Here is a 19,547-nt window from a genome sequence, read left to right as displayed (position 1 = left end):
CAGCGATGTTCCTCGCCGCTCTGGATTGCTTCGTCGCTGCGCTCCTCGCAATGACGGCGGCGCCAAATCCGCTCACGTCATCCTGAACTTGTTTCAGGATCCACTTTTCAGCTTGCGAAGGCGGTGCGAGAATAGGAGTGGATGCTGAAATAGATTCAGCATGACGATCAACGAGGAAGCGTGAAATGAAACTCGGCCCCCTCAACCATGTCGGCGTCGCAACGCCGTCCATTCCCGACAGCATCGCCTTCTGGCGCGATATCATGGGCGCGACCACGATCCACGAGCCGTTCGACATGCCGGCCCAAGGCGTCAAAGTCTGTTTCGTCGATACGCCGAACAGCCAGATCGAGCTGATCGAGCCGCTCGGCGAGGATTCGCCGATTCATGGATTCCTGAAGGCCAACCCCAAGGGCGGGCAGCATCATCTGTGTTTCGAGGTGCCGGACATCCATGCGGCCAAGGCGGAGTTCGAGCGACTAGGCAAGCGCGTCCTCGGCGAGCCCAGGATCGGCGCGCACGGCACCCTGATCTTCTTCGTCCATCCCAAGGATATGGGCGGGGTGCTGACCGAGATCATGGAGACGCCCAAAGCGGAGCATTGAGGGACGGCGCCGGTCGTTTTCTCGATATTGGGCGACAATTATTGCTTTCGGCCAAGGTCCGTCATTGCAAGGAGGACCGAACTTGTTTCGGGCCGACGCGGCAATCCAGGGCCGCAAGCGCCTCTCCCGATGCTCTGGATTGCTTCGCTGCGCTCGCAATGACGAACCCTGCCGCAAAGACGCAATCGTCAATCAGAGTCGCAATGGAAGAAAGTCGAAAGTTGCGGAACGGGTCCGAAAGTTGCGCCGGATGATGCGGATCGCGGCGCCAAAGCGCCGTTTCGCGCCAAAATGACGTCGAAAACCGCTCATGCGCGTCCCTTTCGCCAACTTCGGGCACCGCCCTCGCCAAATTGATACTTGAACAAAGATCGCGCGTCCGACAGAGTTGACGTTAACGGAAACCGCCGACTCACTCTTTTGCCACCAGGGAGGCAATCATGGCCGACTATGAAATGATCACACTCGCCGTTGCCGATGATATCGCGACGATCACGCTGAACCGGCCCGAGCGCCTCAATGCGATGCCGCCGGCGATGGCCGACGAGATTTCCGCCGCGCTCGACGAAGCGCTGGATCGGGGCGTTCGCGCGGTCGTCATGACCGGCGAGGGGCGGGCCTTCTGCTCGGGCGCCGATCTGGCGGGCGGCGGCGGGAGCCGGGACCGGTCCCAGGGCCTGGGCGGCGACGCGGCCAAGGCCTCGCTCGACGGCCATTACAACCCGATGATCAGGAAGATCGCCGACCTGCCGGTACCGTTCATCACCGCGGTCAACGGCCCGGCCGCGGGCGTCGGCTGTTCGGCCGGGCTGGCCGGGGATTTCGTGCTGGCAGGCAAGTCGGCCTATTTCCTCCAGGCCTTCGTCAATATCGGCCTCGTGCCCGATGGCGGCGCGACCTGGATGCTGCCGCGCCTCGCCGGCAAGGCGCGCGCCTTCGAGATGATGATGCTGGGCGAGAAGATTCCGGCTGAAAAGGCCGCCGATTGGGGGCTGATCTACAAATGCGTCGAGGATGATGCACTGATCGACGAGGCGATGGTGCTTGCGAAGCGCCTCGCGGAAGGCCCGACCTTCGCGCTCGGCCTGATGCGGCGCGTGGCGACGCAGAATCTCGAGCGCAGCTATTCCGACGCGCTCGATGCCGAAGCAAACGCCCAGCGCGAGGCCGGCAACAGCGACGATGCGAAGATCGGCGCCATCGCCTTCCTCAAGAAGGAAAAGGCGCAGTTCACGGGGAAATAGCGCCCATTCTTTCGGGTGGAGCTTGTCGAAGCCCCATTCTTTCTTCTAACCGGTCTGCGAGCAGGGAGGCTTCGACATGCGCGGGGCACAGGGGTAGAAGATCGCCATGACCGAAAAACCGACCAAATCCGACTGGCGGGAGCGCGCGGCCAAGGAAGTCAAGGGCCGCGACCTCACCTGGGAAACGCCCGAGGGAATCGCCGTCGAGCCTGTCTATTCTGCGGAAGATGCGCTCGATCCGGGCCTGCCTGGCTTCGAACCGTTCACGCGCGGGCCCTATGCCTCGATGTACACAGGCCGTCCCTGGACGATCCGCCAATATGCGGGCTTTTCGACAGCCGAGGAATCGAACGCCTTCTACCGCCGCAATCTCGCGGCCGGGCAGAAGGGGCTTTCGGTCGCCTTCGATCTCGCCACGCATCGGGGTTACGACAGCGATCATCCGCGCGTCGTCGGCGATGTCGGCAAGGCGGGGGTCGCGATCGATACGCTGGCCGACATGAAGATCCTGTTCGACCAGATCCCGCTCGACCAGATGTCGGTCTCGATGACGATGAACGGCGCGGTGATCCCGGTGATGGCCTTCTATATCGTCGCGGCCGAGGAGCAGGGCGTGTCGCAGGAGCAGCTCGCCGGGACCATCCAGAACGACATCCTCAAGGAGTTCATGGTCCGCAACACCTATATCTATCCGCCCGAATCCTCGATGCGGATCGTTGCCGACATCATCGCCTATACCGCCGAGCATATGCCGCGTTTCAATTCGATCTCGATTTCCGGCTATCACATGCACGAGGCCGGGGCGACGGCGGTGCAGGAACTCGCCTATACGCTCGCCGACGGCATGGAATATGTCCGCGCGGCGATGGCGAAGGGCCTGGATGTCGACAGTTTCGCGCCGCGCCTCAGCTTCTTCTGGGGCATCGGCATGAATTTCTTCATGGAGATCGCCAAGATGCGCGCGGCGCGCAAGCTCTGGTATTCGATCATGGAGGATTTCGGCGCGCAGAACCCCAAATCGAAAATGCTGCGCACCCATTGCCAGACGAGCGGGGTGAGCCTTACCGAGCAGGATCCGTACAACAATGTCGTCCGCACGACGATCGAGGCGATGGCGGCGACGCTCGGCGGGACGCAGAGCCTCCATACCAACGCCTTCGACGAAGCCGTGGCGCTACCCACCGACCGTTCGGCGCGGATCGCGCGCAACACCCAGCTGATCCTCCAGGAGGAAAGCGGCATCACCCATGTCGCCGATCCGCTGGGCGGTTCCTATTATGTCGAACAGCTCACCCAGCAGCTTGCCGACAAGGCCTGGGCGCTGATCGAGGAAGTCGAGGAGCATGGCGGCATGACCAAGGCCGTCGCCGAGGGGCTTCCCAAGCGCCATATCGAGGAGGCCGCGGCGGCCAAGGCGGCGGCGGTCGACCGCGGCGAAACGGTCATCGTCGGCGTCAACAAATACCGGCTTGCCGAGGAAGACGAGATCGACATTCTCGATATCGACAATGCGCGCGTTCGGCGGGACCAGATCGCGCGGCTCGAACAGACACGCAAGGAGCGCGACGGCGACGCCGCCGAGGCGGCGCTCAAGGCGATGACCGAGGGCGCGAAAGGCGATGCCAACTTGCTGGCGCTGGCGGTCGAATGCGCGCGCGCGCGCTGCACGCTGGGCGAAATCTCCGCCGCGATGGAGGACGCTTTCGGCCGGTACGATACCGTGCCGACCCCGGTCAGCGGCATTTACGGCGGCGCCTATGCCGACGATGCGCGCTGGCTGCGCGCGGGCGAGGGCGTCGATGCAGTCGAGCGGCGGCTCGGGCGCAAGCCCCGGATGATGGTCGCCAAGATGGGGCAGGACGGGCACGACCGCGGCGCCAATCTCGTTGCCAGCGCGTTCTCGGACCTGGGCTTCGAGATCGTCAGCGGGCCGCTGTTCCAGACGCCCGACGAAGCGGCGGAATGGGCCGTGGAGAAGGATGTCGATGTGATCGGTGCCTCGAGCCTCGCCGCCGGTCACAAGACGCTGATCCCCGAGCTGATCCAGAAGTTGGCGGATGCGGACCGGTCGGACATCAAGGTGATCGCGGGCGGCGTGATCCCCGCACAGGATTACGATTTCCTGCGCGAAGCGGGGGTGAAAGCGATTTTCGGGCCCGGCACCAATCTGGTTGACGCGGCGGGCGAAGTCTTAAAGCTTCTCGGCCACAACCTGCCGCCTTTGGAGGAAGCCGCCGAGTGAAAGGCAGCAAGGCTATTCTGTTCGGAGCGTTCTCGCTCGTGGTCGTTCTTATGCTGATGTTTTACTCTGGAATGTTTATGCATGGGGACGGCTAGATCGAATTTTCCCCTTTTCGTCACCCTGAACTTGTTTCAGGGTCCACTCATCAGTTTGTTGAACCTGTGCAAGAGGAGAAGTGGATGCTGAAACAAGTTCAGCATGACGGAGTAAAAAAATGACAGCCGAAATCCGTACCGACTGGACGCGCGACGAGATCGCCGATCTTTTCGAACTGCCGTTTCACGAGCTGATGTGGCGGGCGCAGACCGTTCATCGTGAAAACCATGCGGCGGGCGAAGTGCAGCTCTGCACGCTCCTCTCCATCAAGACAGGCGGGTGCCCTGAGGATTGCGGTTATTGCTCGCAATCCGTCCATGCCGATAGCGGCGTCGAGGCGACCAAGCTGATGGACGTGCGCCAGGTTCTGCAGTCTGCGGCGCAGGCCAAGGATGCGGGATCGCAGCGTTTCTGCATGGGCGCGGCGTGGCGCAACCCCAAGGATCGCGACATGCCGGCGATCGTCGAGATCGTAAACGGCGTGCGCCAGATGGGCCTCGAGACCTGCATGACGCTCGGCATGCTGACGCCCAAACAGGCGGATATGCTCGCCGAAGCGGGCCTCGATTACTACAACCACAATATCGATACCTCGCCCGAGCGCTATGAAGAGGTCATCACGACCCGGACGTTCGAGGAGCGGATCGAAACGCTCGACAATGTTCGCGAGGCCGGGATCAATGTCTGTTCCGGCGGCATCGTCGGCATGGGCGAAAGCCGTGCGGATCGGGTCGGTTTCCTCCATGCGCTGGCGACGCTCGAGCGGCATCCCGAAAGCGTTCCGGTCAACGCGCTCGTGCCGGTGAAAGGCACGGTGCTGGGCGATATCCTGCACGACGTGCCCGAGGCGAAGATCGACGATCTCGAATTCGTCCGCACGGTCGCCGTCGCGCGGATCACGATGCCGCGCTCGATGGTGCGGCTGTCGGCAGGCCGCGAGAGCATGAGCGAGGCCTTGCAGGCGCTGTGTTTCCTCGCCGGCGCGAACAGCATCTTCACCGGCGACAAGCTGCTCACCACCGGCAATCGCGGTGACGATGCCGATGCGGCGCTGTTCGAAAAACTCGGGCTCGTGCCGCTGGAAGGCAAAGAGCCGGCGCGGGCCGATCTGATGGCGGCGGAGTAAGGCGTTGCTCGGCGTTGCTCTCTTCGCGATGATGCAGTTCACACCGAACGCCGAGAACTGCGCCGATTATGGCAATCTGCCGCAGCAACCGATGAACGCCTGCGCCGCTTGGGAGTATGAACAGGCCGATGCCGAGCTCAACGAAGTCTGGGAACAGGCGATTGTCTATGCGCGCAACTATTTGAGCTTTGACGATTTGAACGATGGCCGGGCGAGCGGCGCGGAGCGTTTGCTCGCGGCCCAGCGCGCCTGGATCATCGTGCGCGACGAGCATTGCGCGGCATATAGCTATCATATGCGCGGCGGCAGTGCGGAGCCGCTACTCTACCATGGTTGCCGAACGACTATGACACGCCAGCGAACGACCGAGCTGCGCAATCTGATGATCGAAGATCAATAGCATGAAGGTTTGGATCGCATCACTAAAAATGGCAGCTCATGAACTGTTTGCGATTGCAATCGGAGGATGTGCCGCTGGGCTCGCTGTATTTTTCGCGATATGTTTGCTGAGATTGCTGATCGGCTGGCCGACGGCTGCGGGCTTCGGCGAAATATACGATCAGTTTCTCATGATACTCGTCGTAATCACATCCACGATGGCTTTTTTGTTCTTGATCCTGCTAGTGCCTTGGACGGTCTGGACTCGCTGGTCCATTAAGAAGGACAACAGATTGAAAGCGAGATAATGTTCAAGAAAATCCTGATCGCCAATCGCGGTGAAATTGCGTGCCGGGTGATCCGCAGCGCCCAGAAGATGGGGATCGCTACGGTCGCGGTGTATTCGGATGCCGATGCGCGCAGCCCGCATGTCGAGATGGCGGACGAGGCCGTGCATATCGGCCCGCCGCCCGCCGCCGAAAGCTATCTGCTGGCCGACAAGATCATCGCGGCGTGCAAGGAAACCGGCGCCGAGGCCGTGCATCCGGGCTATGGATTTCTCTCCGAGCGCGAGAGCTTCGCCAAGGCGCTCGACGAGGCGGGGATCACCTTTATCGGCCCGCCGCCCGCCGCGATCGCCGCGATGGGCGACAAGATCGAATCCAAGAAGCTTGCCAAGAAGGCCGGCGTCAGCGTCGTTCCCGGCCATGTCGGCGAGATCGACGATACCGAGCATGCGGTGAAAATCTCATCCGAGATCGGCTATCCGGTGATGATGAAGGCGTCCGCCGGCGGCGGCGGCAAGGGGATGCGGCTCGCCTGGAACGAGCAGGACGTCCGCGAAGGCTTCGAGGCGACCAAGCGCGAGGGGCTTGCAAGCTTTGGCGACGATCGCGTCTTCATCGAGAAATTCATCGAGCAGCCGCGTCATATCGAGATTCAGGTGCTCGGCGACAAGCATGGCAATATCGTCTATCTGGGTGAGCGCGAATGCTCGATCCAGCGCCGCCACCAGAAGGTCGTCGAGGAAGCGCCGTCGCCGTTCGTCGACGAAGAAATGCGCAAGGCGATGGGCGAACAGGCTGTCGCGCTGGCTGCGGCGGTCGACTATCACAGCGCCGGGACGGTCGAACTGATCGTGGGCGCGGACAAGAGCTTCTATTTCCTCGAAATGAACACCCGGCTCCAGGTCGAGCATCCGGTGACGGAAAATGTGACCGGCGTCGATCTGGTCGAACAGATGATCCGCGTCGCAGCGGGCGAGAAGCTGCCGTTCAAACAGGGCGATATCACGCTCAACGGCTGGTCGGTCGAGAACCGCGTTTATGCCGAAGACCCGTATCGCGGGTTCCTGCCGTCGATCGGCCGGCTCGTGCGCTACAATCCGCCGGTAGCTGCCAACTCCGCCTACCCCGAGCGTAGTCGAGGGGCTGGTCCGAGCGAAGCCGAGGACCATGATGGCGAAATTGTCTCGGCTGAGCTCGACACGGTGTCTCGACTTCGCTCCACACGAACGGATACGGTATCCATCCCCACGTCCCTCCGGGTCGATGACGGCGTCGCCGAGGGCGGCGAGGTCTCGATGTTCTACGATCCGATGATCGCCAAGCTCATCACCTATGCCGAAACGCGCGAGGCGGCGATCGACCTGCAGATCGACGCGCTCGACAGGTTCGAGCTGGAAGGTCTCGGCCACAATCTCGATTTCCTCTCGGCGCTGATGCAGCATCCGCGTTTCCGCTCGGGCGAGATCACGACCAATTTCATTGCCGAGGAATATCCGGACGGGTTCGAAGGCGCGCCGGCGGACGAAACGCTGCTCAAACGGCTCTCAGCGATCGCCGGTTTCGCCGCGGTGGCCCATTCCGACCGGGCGCGAAGGGTGTCCGGCCAGCTCGACGGTCCGCTGCAGCCGCCGGCCGACTGGGTCGTGGAGATCGACGGCAGTGCGCATGACGTCCATGTCGATCTCGACGATGTTTCGGTCGATGGCGAGGCGATGGAGCTCGCGATGGCCTATGCGCCGGGCGACCGGATGATCGCGGCGGAGTTCGGCGGCGAGGCGCTGACCGTGAAGATCAGGCCGGGCCGCTACGGTTTCACGGTGACGACCCGCGGCGCGAGCCACGAGGTGCGCACGTTGCCCAAGCATTTCGCGCATCTCGTCCGGCACATGATCGAGAAGGAACCGCCCGATCTTTCGAAGTTCCTACTCTGCCCGATGCCGGGTCTCATCACCGCGCTGCATGTCGGCGAGGGCGACAAGGTCGAGGCCGGCCAGCCGCTCGCGGTCGTCGAAGCGATGAAGATGGAAAATATCCTGCGCGCCGAGAAGGCGGGTGTGGTGAGCACGGTCGCGGCGGCCGAGGGCGACAGCCTCCAGGCCGACGACGTTATTCTGGAGTTCGAGTAGTTTTATCCCTCTCCCATGGGGAGAGGGTTGCGCAGACTTGGCAACCTGTTGCCTAGTCGTAGCTGGGTGAGGGGTTCCGCCTTACTGGTGGCGCACAGCCCCTCATCCAACTCGGCCTGATTCGCTCTGCTCATAAGGCTCCGTATCCTTCTCCCTTTGGGAGAAGGGGTTAAAGCTTCAACTCGCGCTTGATCGTGCCCTTGGTCGCCTTGCCGTAAGGCGGCTTGAACCCGCCGAGCTTCGCCACGTCCATCTTGGGCTGGCTGTAGACGCTCTTGGCATGGCTGAACGTCTTGAAGCCTTCATGGCCGGTATAGGCGCCCATGCCCGAAGGCCCGACGCCGCCGAACGGCAGCTCCTCCATCGCGACATGGAAGATCACGTCGTTGACCGTCGCGCCGCCGGAGATCGTTTTCGACAGGACCTTCTGCTCCTCGGCCTTGTCGCTGCCGAAATAGTAAAGCCCGAGCGGGCGATCATGCGCGTTCACATAGTCGATCGCTTCATCGACGGACTTATACGTCTTGATCGGGAGGACGGGGCCGAAAATCTCTTCCTGCATCACCTGCATGTCCTCGGTCGGGTTGCGGACGATGGTGAGCGGCATCTTGCGCTTGTTCGACGCACTGAAATCCTCGTTGCCGGGATTGACCTCGACCAACTCTGCGCCCTTTTCCTCGGCATCCTTCAGATAGCCCTGTAGCCGCTCATAATGGCGGTCGTTGACGATCGAGGTGTAGTCGTCATTGGCGTCGAGCGTCGGATATTGTTCGGTCACAGCGGCGCTCAGACCCTGGATGACATCGCCTTCCTTCGCCTCGGGCACCATCATGTAATCGGGCGCAAGGCAGATCTGCCCGGCGTTCATCATCTTGCCCATCGCCACGCGGCTGGTCCCGCGCCCGATATCCGCGCTCTCGCCGAAAATGGTCGGCGACTTGCCGCCGAGTTCGAGCGTGACCGGCGTGAGGCTGTCGGCCGCAGCGTGCAGGATATGCTTGCCGATGCTCGTCGCGCCGGTGAAGAGCAGGTGATCGAAGGGCAGGGACGAGAAGGCCTGGCCGACTTCGGGCCCGCCGTTGAACACGGCGATCTCTTCGGGCGAGAAGGCGTCGCCGATCAGCTTCTCGACCAGCTCGCTGGTGACCGGCGTGAATTCGCTCATCTTGATCATCACGCGGTTGCCGGCGGCCAGGGCATCGGCGAGCGGGCTGAAAGTCAGCTGGACAGGGAAATTCCATGGTGCGATGATTCCGATCACGCCCATCGGCTGATATTCGATCCGCGCGCGCGCGCCGAACAGGCCGAGCGGGAAGCGCGCGCTGCGCTTTTCGGGCCGCATCCATTTTTCGACATGCTTGCGCGCATATTTGACCTCGCCGAGCGCCGAAACGACATCGGTCATCATCGACTGGTCCTTCGAGCGATGGCCGAAATCCTCGCTCATCGCGTCGCACAGCGCATCGGCATTGTCGACGAGCAGCTCGCCGACCCGGGTCAGCCGGTCCTTGCGCGTTTCCGCGCTGACCGGCAGCTCGGCGGTAAAGGCCGCGCGCTGCTTTTCGAGCGCGGCGAGCATCGCATCCTTGTTCACGATTTGCGGGTCTGCATCGGCCATGTCGTCATCCTCTGTTGCATTTTGAAACCGAGTTTAGGGGAGATTGCGGGGATTGGGTAGGGGGACGCAGCTCGCCGCATCATTGACAACCGGGGCGGGGAAGCAGAGAAGAACATATACAGAACAGGAGGGCGATATGCGCGGCGATTGGCATCATATCGATTTCACGGTCAGCGATGTCGAAGCGGCCCGTCCGGTCTATGAGCTGTTCCTGACGCATATGGGTTATCGCGAAACGCGCCGGACCGAAAACGGCCCGACCGAGTGGAGCCTGGGCGAGGGGCTTTTCCCGTCCGTCGGGATCCGCCCGGCGACTGAGGACAACAGATCGGTCCCGCATAACCGCTATGCGCCGGGGTTGCACCATGCCGCCTGGCGGGCGGAGGACCGGGCCGATATCGATGCGCTGCATGCCAAGCTGGTCGAAGCAGGCGTCACGATTCTCGATCCGCCGGATCACTATTATGGCGACAACTATTACGCGGTGTTCTTCGCCGATCCGGACGGGCTGAAGCTTGAATATGTGTGGACGCCGCAGCCGGGCGAGGGCTCCTGATCGTTTCGTCCTATTGATGGGATGACGGGCACGCGCCGAACCGTTACCAGCATTCGGCATGACCGAAGAACTGATGACCCAAATCGACGGCAAGGCCGCGCGGCTGCGCCTCAATCGCCCCAAAGCGCTTCACGCGCTGACCACTACCATGTGCGGAGCGGCGATTGACGCGCTGATGGACTGGCGCGAGGATCTCGCCGTCGAAGCGGTACTGATCGATCATGCCGAGGGGCGCGGTTTCTGCGCAGGCGGGGATATCCGGATGTTGGCAGAGAGCGGGGCGACGGACGGTGTGAAAGCGCGCGAATTCTTCCATACCGAGTACCGGCTCAACCATCTGCTCTTCACCTATGCCAAGCCGACCGTCGCGTTCATGGACGGGATCACGATGGGCGGCGGGGTCGGGTTGTCGCTGCCGTGCAGATATCGCGTCGCGACCGAGCATACGCGCTTCGCCATGCCCGAAACCGGTATCGGGCTTTTCCCGGATGTGGGCGGCGGCTGGTATCTGTCGCGGCTGCCGGGGCGGGCCGGGCAGTTCCTCGCGCTGACCGGCGCGCGGATCGACGGGGCGGAGTGTGTGACGCTGGGCCTGGCGACGCATTATCTGCCGTCTGAAGCGCTGGAAGAGGTCAAGGTAAAGATGGCCGAAGACCCGCAATCGATTGAAGCCATTCTCGAAGACGCCTCGGTCGAACCGCCCGAGGCACGAATCACCGGCAATCTGGAAAAGATCGACCGGCTGTTTGCCTCGGACCGCTATGAGGATATCCTCGCCGCGCTCGAGGAAGACGGGTCGGACTGGGCGCAGAAGGAATTGGCGACCCTGCGCACCAAATCGCCGCAGACCTGCAAGGTTTCGCTCTATTTGCTGTGGCAGGGCGCACAGCAAACCGAATTCGCCGACGAGATGCGGGTCGAATACCGGGTCGGCGCGCATGTCGTGCAGCGGCACGATTTCCTCGAAGGCGTGCGCGCCGTCATCGTCGACAAGGACAATGACCCGCAATGGAATCCGGCGACGCCGGAAGACGTCAGCGATCACCTGATCGACCAGATTTTCGCGCCGTTGAATGCGGACGAGGAGTGGACGCCGCTCAATCTCTAGCTAGCTGCCGGGCAGCATCCGCCCGAACACGCCGTCCTTGTCGACAAGCAGATGCTTGAACGCGCCGAGGATGTGCAGGACGACGAGCGCGAGCATCGCCTTGCCCATGATCTCATGGCCTTCGTGCAGCGTCTCGCCCAGTGCTTCCTGTCCGGCCACCGGCCAGAGGGGAACGTTGAAGAAACCGAACCAGGAAATCGGCGCCGGATAGGTCGACATCCACAACCAGCCCGAAAACGGCAGGGCGAGCAGCAGCAGATAGAAGGTGAAATGGCTGATCCGCGCCGTCGCGGTCTGCCAGGCGGGCATCGAGGCGGGAAGCGGCGGCGGCTTGTGCCCGAGCCGCCACGCGATCCGCGACAGAGTCAGGACCAGTACGGTTATGCCGAATGCCTTGTGGACGTCCATATAGGGGCCGCGCGCTTCGCGGGAGAGATCCTCGGTCAGTTCGGCGAGGCCGATATTGGAGATGACGAGGATCGCGATGATCCAGTGCAGCGTCATGGCGACTTTGGTGTATCGGGTCATGGCGGTCCTTTCTTGGGCGATCCTTCCCTGGATGCTGTTATCGCGCGTGCCGACCGGTTGAATACGGTTGGCTACGTATAACGGACTGATATTTCAGATTAAGGCAACGTCTTTCTGAGCGCGCGCCGCCAGCCGTCCAGCAGGCCGTCGCGCTGATCGCCGTCCATCGTCGGCGCGAACCGCCCGGCCGCTTCCCATTGCGCTGACAAATCGTCGAGCCCGTCCCAGATGTCGATCGAGAGGCCGGCCAGATAGGCCGCGCCGAGCGCGGTCGTCTCGTGGCTTTCGGGTCGTTCGACGGGCGCTTCGACGATGTCGCTCAGAAATTGCGCGAACCAGTCATTCTGCGCCATGCCGCCGTCGATGCGCAGCGTCTGCGGATCGTCGGCGCCGTCGGCGCGCATCGCATCGACGAGGTCGCGGGTCTGATAGGCGATCGATTCGAGCGTCGCGCGGACGATGTGATCGGCGGTGGTGTCGAGCGTCATGCCCGTGATCAGGCCGCGCGCATCGGGCTCCCAGTGTGGCGCGCCGAGGCCGACAAAGGCCGGCACCAGATATACGCCGTGATTGTCCGGCGCGGCCTGCGCGATCGCCGCCGTCTCTCCCGCCTCGTGGATCACGCCGAGCTTGTCGCGCAGCCATTTGATCGCCGCGCCCGCGACGAAGATCGATCCCTCGAGCGCATAGGTGATATCCGCGCCGATCCGGTAGGCCGGCGTGGTCAGCAGGCGATTGCTCGATTGCACCGCTTCCGTCCCGGTGTTGAGCAGCAGGAAGCAGCCGGTCCCATAGGTGGATTTGACCATGCCGGGCTTGAAACAGGCCTGGCCGATCAGCGCCGCCTGCTGGTCGCCCGCCATGCCCGTGATCGGAATGCCATGGCCGAACAGCGCCGGATCCGTTTCGCCGTAAATTTCCGCGTTTCCAACGATTTCGGGCAAAAGGCTGCGATCGATCCCGAACAGTGCGAGCAGTTCGTCGTCCCATTCGCCGCGATGGATATCGCAGAGCATCGTCCGCCCGGCGTTGGTAATGTCGGTGGCGTGGACCGCGCCGCCGGTCAGCCGCCAGAGGAGGAAGGAGTCGATCGTTCCCGCCGCCAGTTCGCCGCGCGCCGCGGCCGCGCGCGCCCCGTCGACATGATCGAGCAGCCAGGCGAGCTTGGTCGCGCTGAAATAGGGGTCGAGCAGCAGGCCGGTTTTCTCGCGGATCATCGGCTCATGGCCGTCGGCCTTCAACCGGCGGCAGGTTTCGGCGGTGCGCCGGTCCTGCCAGACGATTGCATTGTGGAGCGGCTTGCCGGTCGCGCGCTCCCACAGCACGATCGTTTCGCGCTGGTTGGTGATGCCGATGGCAGCGGTTTCCTCGGACAATACGGCTTTCACCGCGGCTACAGTGTCGCGCCAGATATCCTCCGGATCATGCTCGACCCAGCCGTCCTGGGGATAATGCTGCGGAAATTCCTGTGCGGAACTTGTGAGCGGTCGGCCCTTTTCGCCGAACAGGATCGCCCGGCTGGACGTCGTTCCCTGGTCGATCGCGAGGATATGGCGCGTCATGCTTCAACTCCTTCGGAGAACTCGGTCATGAATTCCGCGAGGCGCGCCTGTTCGTCTTCGCTCATCAGCAACCCTAGTTTGCTCCGTCGCCAGAGGATGTCTTCGGGCGTCCTGGCCCATTCCCGGTCGATCAGATAGCGGACTTCGCGTTCGGTCAATCCGGCGCCGAAATGCTCGCCGAGATCTGACATATTCTCTGCATCGCCCAGGATTTCGGGCAGCAGCGCGCCATAGGCCCGCGCCATCCGTTTCGCATGCTCCCAGTCGAGGAAGCGATAGCGGGCTTCGATCCGTTCGAGAAAATCGTCGAACCCGATGCCGAGTTCGCCGCCGGGGAGCTTGGCCGTGCGCGTCCAGGCCGTGCCGCTGAACGGCGTCAATTCGGCCAGCCGGTCGGCGGCATCCTCGGCGAGCGCGCGCGCCGTCGTGATCTTGCCGCCGAACACGGAGAGCAGCGGCGGATCGCTGCTCTCGCCGCCGCCATCGATTTCGAGCACATAATCGCGCGTGACCTCCATCGAATCCTCCGCCCCGTCGTCATAGAGCGACCGCACGCCCGAATAGAGGGAGACGACATCGTCGGACGAAATCTGGATCGCGAAATACATGTTCACGGAGCGGCACAGATAATCGACCTCGTTGGTGTCCATCACCGCGTCCTCGGGATTCTCGACCGCGATATCGGTCGTCCCGATCAGGGTGAACTTGTCGAGATAGGGGAGGGTGAAAACCACCCGCTTGTCGGGCAGCTGCAGGATATAGGCATGGTCGCCGGCATAGAGGCGGCGCACGACGATATGGCTCCCCCGCACGAGCCGGACGCCGGCCTTGCCCTGGACGCCGAGCGTGTCGCCGAGCACCTCCGACACCCAGGGCCCCGCTGCATTGACGATCGCCCGCGCCTCGACTTCGCATCCGTCGCTGAGTTGCGCCGTCCAGACCGGACCGGCCCGCTCGGCGGACACGATCGCCGTGCGCGTTTCGATCTCGGCGCCCTTCGCCGCCGCGTCCATCGCGTTGAGCACGACCAGCCGCGCATCGTCGACCCAGCAGTCCGAATAGACGAGGCCCCTGATCGTCGGATCGGCGAAGGGCGTTTTGTATTGCGGATTGGCCTTGGCGAGCCGCCGCGTGCCCTTGAGCGTCCGGCGGCCGCCGATCAGGTCGTAGAGAAACAGCCCGGCGCGGATCATCCAGAAGGGACGGACCTGATGGTTGTGCGGGAAGACGAAGCGCATCGGCCAGATGATGTGCGGTGCCGAGCGCAGCATGACCTCCCGCTCCTTGAGCGCCTTGCGGACGAGGCCGAACTCGTAAAATTCGAGATAGCGGACGCCGCCATGGATGAGCTTGGACGAGGCGGAACTCGTATGGCTGGCGAGATCGTCGCGCTCGACGAGCAGGGTCTTCCAGCCGCGTCCCGCGGCATCCCGGGCAATCGCCGCGCCGTTAATCCCGCCGCCGATAATCAGAAGGTCATAGGTCATGACGGCTGCTTAGCGGAAATTTCGGACACGTCACTGTTATACATATAGTCAGTAATGCCCTTTTGTGCGGATCGCGAGCGGGAAATATCACGGATATCGCCAATCCCGGGCCATTGTCGAGGCCGCAAGTTCCGCATGACGCGCGGGGACGATTGCGGCTATGGCGGCCCCATGCCGCGCAAACCGCCTCCGGGTTTCCCGACCGAACAGCAGATCATCGATTTCGTCCAGAGCTCGGACAAGCCGGCCGGGAAGCGCGAAATCGCGCGCGCCTTCGGCCTCAAAGGGCAGGAGAAGATCCAGCTCAAGGCGATGCTCAAGCGCATGGCGGACAAGGGAATGATCGACAAAAGCGCGGGGCAGGCCATCCACAAGGCCGACGGGCTGCCGCGCGTAACCCTGCTGAGGATCGTGCGCGTCGACGATGACGGCGATGTCTGGGCCGAACCCGAGCGCTGGGACAGTGACGCGCCAGCGCCGAAGCTGCGCGTGAAGGAGCGGGGCCGGCGGCATCCGCTCGGCGTGGGCGACCGGGTGCTGGCGCGGACCGAAGAGGCGGGGCGGGGCTGGATCGCGCATCCCATGAAGAAGATCGCGCCGGCGCAGGATCAGCTGATGGGCGTGATCCATGAAGAGGGCGGCAAGCTCTGGCTCAAGGGTCTGGAGAAGAGCAACCGGCGCGACTTTTTTGTCTCGGACGCCAATCGCGCCCGGCCCGGCGATCTCGTCATGGCGGAAAAATCGGGCCGTCCGCCGCGCGTCTCGGTGCGCGTTACCGACATTCTCGGCGATCCGTTCGAACCGCGCAGCTTCTCGCTGATCGCGATCCACAAGCATGAAATCCCGGTCGAGTTTTCGGACGAGGCGCTGGCGGAGGCCGGACGGATGGCCGAATTCGGCCTCGGAGAGCGCGAGGATCTGACGCATCTGCCGATCGTCGCGATCGACCCCGCCGACGCCCGCGATCATGACGACGCCTTCTGGGCCGAGCCTGACGGGGACGGTGGCTGGCGCGTCATCGTCGCGATCGCCGATGTCAGCTATTATGTCCGCCCCGGTTCGGCGCTCGACAAGGAGGCGCGCCGGCGCGGCAACAGCGTCTATTTCCCCGATCGCGTCGTCCCGATGCTGCCCGAGCAACTGTCCGCCGATATCTGTTCGCTCAAGGCCGGCGAGGATCGCGCAGCGCTCGCCTGTCACATGACGATCGACAAGAAGGGGCAGGTGAAGAGCTGGCGTTTCGCCCGCGTCAAGCTGCGGATCGCCGCCAACATCGCCTATGAAAACGCGCAAGCCGCGATCGAGGGGCGGGACGGCGTCGAACCGGCGCTCGTCGATGCCGTGCTCCGGCCGCTCTGGGATTGCTGGGAGGCGCTTGCCGGGGCCCGTGACAAGCGCGCCCCGCTCGATCTCGATCTGCCCGAGCGCCGGATCGAACTCGACGAAACGGGCCGCATCCTCTCCGTCGCGCCGCGCGACCGGCTCGACGCGCACCGGCTGGTCGAGGAATATATGATTGCCGCCAATGTCGCCGCGGCCAAGGCGCTCGAAGCAAAGGCCGCATCGGTGATGTACCGCGTCCATGAACCGCCGAGCCGCGAAAAGCTCGTCGCGCTCAAGGAATATCTGGAAAGCCTCGACGTGCCGCTCGCACTCGGCCAGGTCATCACGCCGAACACGTTCAACCGGATCCTCGAACGGATCGGCGATAGCGATTTCCGCCCGCAGGTCATGGAGCAGATCCTGCGAACCCAGACCCAAGCCTATTACACGCCGCGCAACGCGGGTCATTTCGGGCTGGCGCTCGGCAGCTACGCGCATTTCACCTCGCCGATCCGCCGTTATTCCGACCTGCTCGTCCATCGCTCGCTCGTCGGCGGCTATGGGCTGGGCCCCGACGTCGCGGAAACGCGGCTGACCGGGACCGAGATCGAGCGGATGGAGGCGACGGGCGAGGCGATCAGCAAGCTCGAACGGCGCGCGATGGAAGCCGAACGCGATACGGTGGACCGCTATGTCGCCGCCTATCTCGCCGAGCGGGTGGGCGAGATCATGCCGGCGCGGATCACCGGCGTGCAGAATTTCGGTTTTTTCGCGACGGTCGAAGGGCTGGGCGGCGACGGGCTGGTTCCGGCGCGCGATCTGGGCCGCGAATATTATCGCTATGAAGAACGCATCCATGCGCTGATCGGCGAAGACACCGGAACACGCTTCGCCTTGGGCGACCGGCTCGACCTGCGGTTGGTCGAGGCCAATCCGGTCAGCGGCGGATTGCGGTTCGAACTGCCGGAGGGGAAGGGCGGCGGCACATCGGGAGCCCGCCAGGGCCGTCGCGGAAAGGGAGACCGGCCGGATCGCGGTCGCCAGAAACCGCGCCAGAAGCGCGGGCGCTAGCCCTCGACCACTTCCGCTTCGCCGTCCTCTTCCTGCTCGGATTCCAGCTCGCCCCCGAGCTGTGCGACGATTGCTTCGAGGTTGCGGCGCAGTTGGGCGGGGCGGCCCGTCACGTTTTCCCAGTCCGGATAATTGGCGCGTATCGCGGAGATCGCCGCGTTGATTTCCTCCTCCGTCGCGACATCGTCTGCCAGGATTTCGCGCTCGACCCGGCCTCGGACGAAGGAGAGATAGGCGATCTGGTTCGCGGCGAGCAGGTTGACCGGACCCGGCTCGCCATGCCCGGGATAAAGCGTGAAACCACTGAAATCGCGGGTCAGGCGATTGAGTGCGCGCGGCCAGCTATCGATGTCGGCGTCGACGACATCGGGATGCATGCGATTGGCGACGAGATCGGAAGCGAGCACGGCCCGTTCGCTCGGTATCGCGAGCATCGCCATCGTCTCCGCCTCGGTATCGGTGAGCACATGCACGACGATCGGCACGTTTGACACCGTCAGTTCCTCGCGATGCTCGATGAAGCGGGTTGGTTCGGGCGGCGCCCGATACTCGTCACCCTGGGTCTCGCGCAGCCGTTCGACATAGCCGGACAGATCCCGCCCGATCTGCTCGGCGACATTCTCGGCCATGAGCAGTTCGGCATCGGGAAAGGCGTCCGTAAAGGCCTGCAGCCCGCCGAAATGGTCCGGATCGTAATGGCTGATGACGATCGCCGTGACCGGCTTGCCGGTTGCCTCGATCGCGGCGACGACGCGCTCGGCCAGCGCGATGCTGCGCTGCGTATCGAAGACGAGGATTTCGTCCGGCCCTTCGATCCAGTAGCTGTTGACCGAGCCAGGGCCGCGGCGGAAGGGACGATGAATCTCCAGCTCGGCAGTCGCCTCCGCCTCCGGACCCTCGGCCGTTTCGGTCTCGCGGCCCGAACAACCGGCGATGGCCAGCGTCATGGCGAGTAATCCGATCGTGAACGGCGCGGCGCGCATCTTCTTGGGGCCTCCGGCAATTTCCGTGGCGGACTATATGCAGTCTTGCGGAAAGCGCAATTTGGAACTCGCTTCGCCGGAAGTTGGTTGGGGATATGTAGCCGGGTTCAACAACCAGAGATCAACAGGAGACCAGATGATGCCCACCCTCATTCCCACCCAGCCCGCGCCCGACCTCACCATGCCGCAGATCGGCGCAGACCCTTTCTCGCTGTCGGCCGAAAAGCCGGACTGGATGACGATGCTGGTTTTCTATCGCGGGCTCCATTGCCCGATCTGCAAGGGCTGGCTGCAATCGCTCGAGGCGAAGCTGCCCGACTTTGCCGAGCGCGGGATCGGCGTCCTTGCGGCCAGCATGGATCATGTCGAGCGGGCGGAGAAGACGCATGCGGAATGGGGGATCGCGGATATCCGGCTCGGCTATGACATGAGCGAGGATCAGGCCCGCAGCTTCGGCCTGTATATCTCCAGCAAGCGGGAGGGCAGCGAGGAGCCCGATCGTTTTTCGGAACCCGGACTGTTTCTCGTGCGCGCCGACGGAATGCTCTACGCCGCGGCGGTGCAGTCGATGCCATTCACGCGGCCCGATTTCGGCGAACTGCTCGGCGCCTTGGATTTCGTGAAGGACAAGGGTTACCCGGCGCGCGGCGCGTTGACCTGAGCCTGTGATAGTGATCGACGGCAGCTGACGACGCCCGATGAATGGCCGATCGCCGGCCTTTTCGCATGTCACTGTCACCGAGGATTTACATAACCGTCATATAAGTGTAATATTTATGTCATTCAAACGTAACCTGGAGAGGATGGATGACAAAATTGCTCGCGATGATAGCGGTTTGCACTCTTCCCATGGCAGCACAGGCGGTGCCGTATCCGGAAGCTCACCCGACCGGCTATGACCCCTATGCGGTCGATGCGATCGAGCGTGCCGACTATGCCACGGCGGAAGATCGGTTGATGCGGCGGCTCAGCGAAGACGAGAGCGATGTTTCGGCGATGCTGAACCTCGCCGCCGTCATGATGGAGACGAACCGCGCCGCCCGCGCTTCTTCGATGCTCGAACAAGTGCTCGAAACGGAGAATGTGCAGCTCGGCCATGCGGATGGCGGAGCCATCTGGTCGCATGACGCGGCGACGGCGGGTCTTCGCGGCCGCGTGACCGTGGGCTCGCGCTAAACCAAGGGGGATAGAATAATCCTTCGGGTCG

General features: G+C 63.3%; 16 protein-coding genes. 11 read left to right on the top strand and 5 right to left on the bottom strand.

Translation table 11 applies throughout. The features are described 5' to 3' along the window. The first annotated feature begins 185 nt into the window (after positions 1–185). From mce to HFP57_RS05670, 6 genes are all read left to right on the top strand, one after another. The gene (gene mce / locus HFP57_RS05695; protein ID WP_176868881.1) at positions 186–605 is read left to right on the top strand and encodes a methylmalonyl-CoA epimerase; all 420 of its coding nucleotides are present in this window, start codon (positions 186–188) and stop codon (positions 603–605) included. 440 nt (positions 606–1,045) lie between these two features. Further along, positions 1,046–1,849, top strand: coding sequence for an enoyl-CoA hydratase-related protein (locus HFP57_RS05690; RefSeq protein ID WP_176868880.1), 804 nt, complete (start codon positions 1,046–1,048; stop codon positions 1,847–1,849). 106 nt (positions 1,850–1,955) lie between these two features. Further along, positions 1,956–4,091, top strand: a complete 2,136-nt coding sequence (gene scpA / locus HFP57_RS05685; RefSeq protein WP_176868879.1) for a methylmalonyl-CoA mutase — start codon at positions 1,956–1,958, stop codon at positions 4,089–4,091. 214 nt (positions 4,092–4,305) lie between these two features. Next, on the top strand, positions 4,306–5,313 hold the full coding sequence (gene bioB / locus HFP57_RS05680; protein WP_176868878.1) for a biotin synthase BioB: 1,008 nt from the start codon (positions 4,306–4,308) through the stop codon (positions 5,311–5,313). Positions 5,314–5,317: 4 nt separating this feature from the next. Then, positions 5,318–5,713, top strand: a complete 396-nt coding sequence (locus HFP57_RS05675) for a lysozyme inhibitor LprI family protein (protein ID WP_176868877.1) — start codon at positions 5,318–5,320, stop codon at positions 5,711–5,713. Positions 5,714–5,998: 285 nt separating this feature from the next. Further along, entirely contained in the window at positions 5,999–8,104 is a 2,106-nt protein-coding gene (locus HFP57_RS05670; RefSeq protein ID WP_176868876.1) for an acetyl-CoA carboxylase biotin carboxylase subunit, read from the top strand. A 169-nt stretch (positions 8,105–8,273) separates the two neighbouring features. Here the strand turns inward: HFP57_RS05670 and HFP57_RS05665 are convergent, their stop codons facing one another. Continuing rightward, positions 8,274–9,722: a coniferyl aldehyde dehydrogenase gene (locus tag HFP57_RS05665; RefSeq protein ID WP_176868875.1), complete on the bottom strand. Its 1,449-nt coding sequence runs from the start codon at positions 9,720–9,722 to the stop codon at positions 8,274–8,276. 136 nt (positions 9,723–9,858) lie between these two features. On the opposite strand from HFP57_RS05665, the gene HFP57_RS05660 reads away from it, so the two are divergent. Together HFP57_RS05660 and HFP57_RS05655 are read left to right on the top strand one after the other, a co-directional pair. After that, positions 9,859–10,278, top strand: a complete 420-nt coding sequence (locus HFP57_RS05660) for a VOC family protein (RefSeq protein WP_176868874.1) — start codon at positions 9,859–9,861, stop codon at positions 10,276–10,278. Between the two features lie 58 nt (positions 10,279–10,336). Further along, positions 10,337–11,386: an enoyl-CoA hydratase/isomerase family protein gene (locus tag HFP57_RS05655; protein ID WP_176868873.1), complete on the top strand. Its 1,050-nt coding sequence runs from the start codon at positions 10,337–10,339 to the stop codon at positions 11,384–11,386. Here the strand turns inward: HFP57_RS05655 and HFP57_RS05650 are convergent, their stop codons facing one another. The 3 genes from HFP57_RS05650 to glpD all read right to left on the bottom strand — a co-directional run bounded on the left by HFP57_RS05650 (position 11,387) and on the right by glpD (position 14,963). Further along, the gene (locus HFP57_RS05650) at positions 11,387–11,914 is read right to left on the bottom strand and encodes a cytochrome b (RefSeq protein ID WP_176868872.1); all 528 of its coding nucleotides are present in this window, start codon (positions 11,912–11,914) and stop codon (positions 11,387–11,389) included. It abuts the gene before it with no gap. A gap of 98 nt (positions 11,915–12,012) precedes the next feature. Next, positions 12,013–13,476 (bottom strand): glycerol kinase GlpK, encoded by a 1,464-nt coding sequence (gene glpK, locus HFP57_RS05645; protein ID WP_176868871.1) that lies wholly within the window; start codon positions 13,474–13,476, stop codon positions 12,013–12,015. Beyond that, entirely contained in the window at positions 13,473–14,963 is a 1,491-nt protein-coding gene (gene glpD, locus HFP57_RS05640) for a glycerol-3-phosphate dehydrogenase (RefSeq protein ID WP_176868870.1), read from the bottom strand. Before glpD ends, glpK begins: the two co-directional genes overlap by 4 nt. A 135-nt stretch (positions 14,964–15,098) precedes the next feature. On the opposite strand from glpD, the gene rnr reads away from it, so the two are divergent. Next, positions 15,099–17,357 carry a ribonuclease R gene (rnr, locus tag HFP57_RS05635; protein ID WP_425500729.1) on the top strand — a complete coding sequence of 753 codons (2,259 nt, stop codon included), beginning with the start codon at positions 15,099–15,101 and terminating at the stop codon, positions 17,355–17,357. On the opposite strand, the gene HFP57_RS05630 is transcribed toward rnr, so the two are convergent. Further along, on the bottom strand, positions 17,354–18,340 hold the full coding sequence (locus HFP57_RS05630) for an MBL fold metallo-hydrolase (RefSeq protein WP_176868869.1): 987 nt from the start codon (positions 18,338–18,340) through the stop codon (positions 17,354–17,356). The two genes, rnr and HFP57_RS05630, sit on opposite strands and share 4 nt — an antisense overlap. Positions 18,341–18,476: 136 nt before the next feature. Here HFP57_RS05630 and HFP57_RS05625 point away from each other — a divergent pair, with 136 nt between their 5' ends. Beyond that, positions 18,477–19,001 (top strand): peroxiredoxin-like family protein, encoded by a 525-nt coding sequence (locus tag HFP57_RS05625; protein WP_176868868.1) that lies wholly within the window; start codon positions 18,477–18,479, stop codon positions 18,999–19,001. Positions 19,002–19,147: 146 nt separating this feature from the next. Beyond that, a complete protein-coding gene (locus tag HFP57_RS05620; RefSeq protein WP_176868867.1) occupies positions 19,148–19,516 on the top strand; it encodes a tetratricopeptide repeat protein in 369 nt (122 codons plus the stop codon). Positions 19,517–19,547: the final 31 nt, after the last annotated feature.

This window comes from Parasphingopyxis algicola (genome assembly GCF_013378075.1).
Taxonomy (GTDB): domain Bacteria; phylum Pseudomonadota; class Alphaproteobacteria; order Sphingomonadales; family Sphingomonadaceae; genus Parasphingopyxis; species Parasphingopyxis algicola.
Note: the sequence above shows the minus strand (reverse complement) of the source record. Positions and strands in the feature narration are given on the sequence as shown.

Excerpts from the sequence above, each read along its gene's own strand:
- glpK (WP_176868871.1), bottom strand. The coding sequence starts at position 13,476 with ATGACGCGCCATATCCTCGCGATCGACCAGGGAACGACGTCCAGCCGG.
- HFP57_RS05690 (WP_176868880.1), top strand. The coding sequence starts at position 1,046 with ATGGCCGACTATGAAATGATCACACTCGCCGTTGCCGATGATATCGCG.
- glpD (WP_176868870.1), bottom strand. The coding sequence starts at position 14,963 with ATGACCTATGACCTTCTGATTATCGGCGGCGGGATTAACGGCGCGGCG.
- HFP57_RS05630 (WP_176868869.1), bottom strand. The coding sequence starts at position 18,340 with ATGCGCGCCGCGCCGTTCACGATCGGATTACTCGCCATGACGCTGGCC.
- scpA (WP_176868879.1), top strand. The coding sequence starts at position 1,956 with ATGACCGAAAAACCGACCAAATCCGACTGGCGGGAGCGCGCGGCCAAG.
- HFP57_RS05650 (WP_176868872.1), bottom strand. The coding sequence starts at position 11,914 with ATGACCCGATACACCAAAGTCGCCATGACGCTGCACTGGATCATCGCG.
- HFP57_RS05665 (WP_176868875.1), bottom strand. The coding sequence starts at position 9,722 with ATGGCCGATGCAGACCCGCAAATCGTGAACAAGGATGCGATGCTCGCC.
- HFP57_RS05660 (WP_176868874.1), top strand. The coding sequence starts at position 9,859 with ATGCGCGGCGATTGGCATCATATCGATTTCACGGTCAGCGATGTCGAA.
- bioB (WP_176868878.1), top strand. The coding sequence starts at position 4,306 with ATGACAGCCGAAATCCGTACCGACTGGACGCGCGACGAGATCGCCGAT.
- rnr (WP_425500729.1), top strand. The coding sequence starts at position 15,099 with ATGACGCGCGGGGACGATTGCGGCTATGGCGGCCCCATGCCGCGCAAA.
- HFP57_RS05655 (WP_176868873.1), top strand. The coding sequence starts at position 10,337 with ATGACCGAAGAACTGATGACCCAAATCGACGGCAAGGCCGCGCGGCTG.
- HFP57_RS05625 (WP_176868868.1), top strand. The coding sequence starts at position 18,477 with ATGATGCCCACCCTCATTCCCACCCAGCCCGCGCCCGACCTCACCATG.
- mce (WP_176868881.1), top strand. The coding sequence starts at position 186 with ATGAAACTCGGCCCCCTCAACCATGTCGGCGTCGCAACGCCGTCCATT.
- HFP57_RS05670 (WP_176868876.1), top strand. The coding sequence starts at position 5,999 with ATGTTCAAGAAAATCCTGATCGCCAATCGCGGTGAAATTGCGTGCCGG.
- HFP57_RS05620 (WP_176868867.1), top strand. The coding sequence starts at position 19,148 with ATGACAAAATTGCTCGCGATGATAGCGGTTTGCACTCTTCCCATGGCA.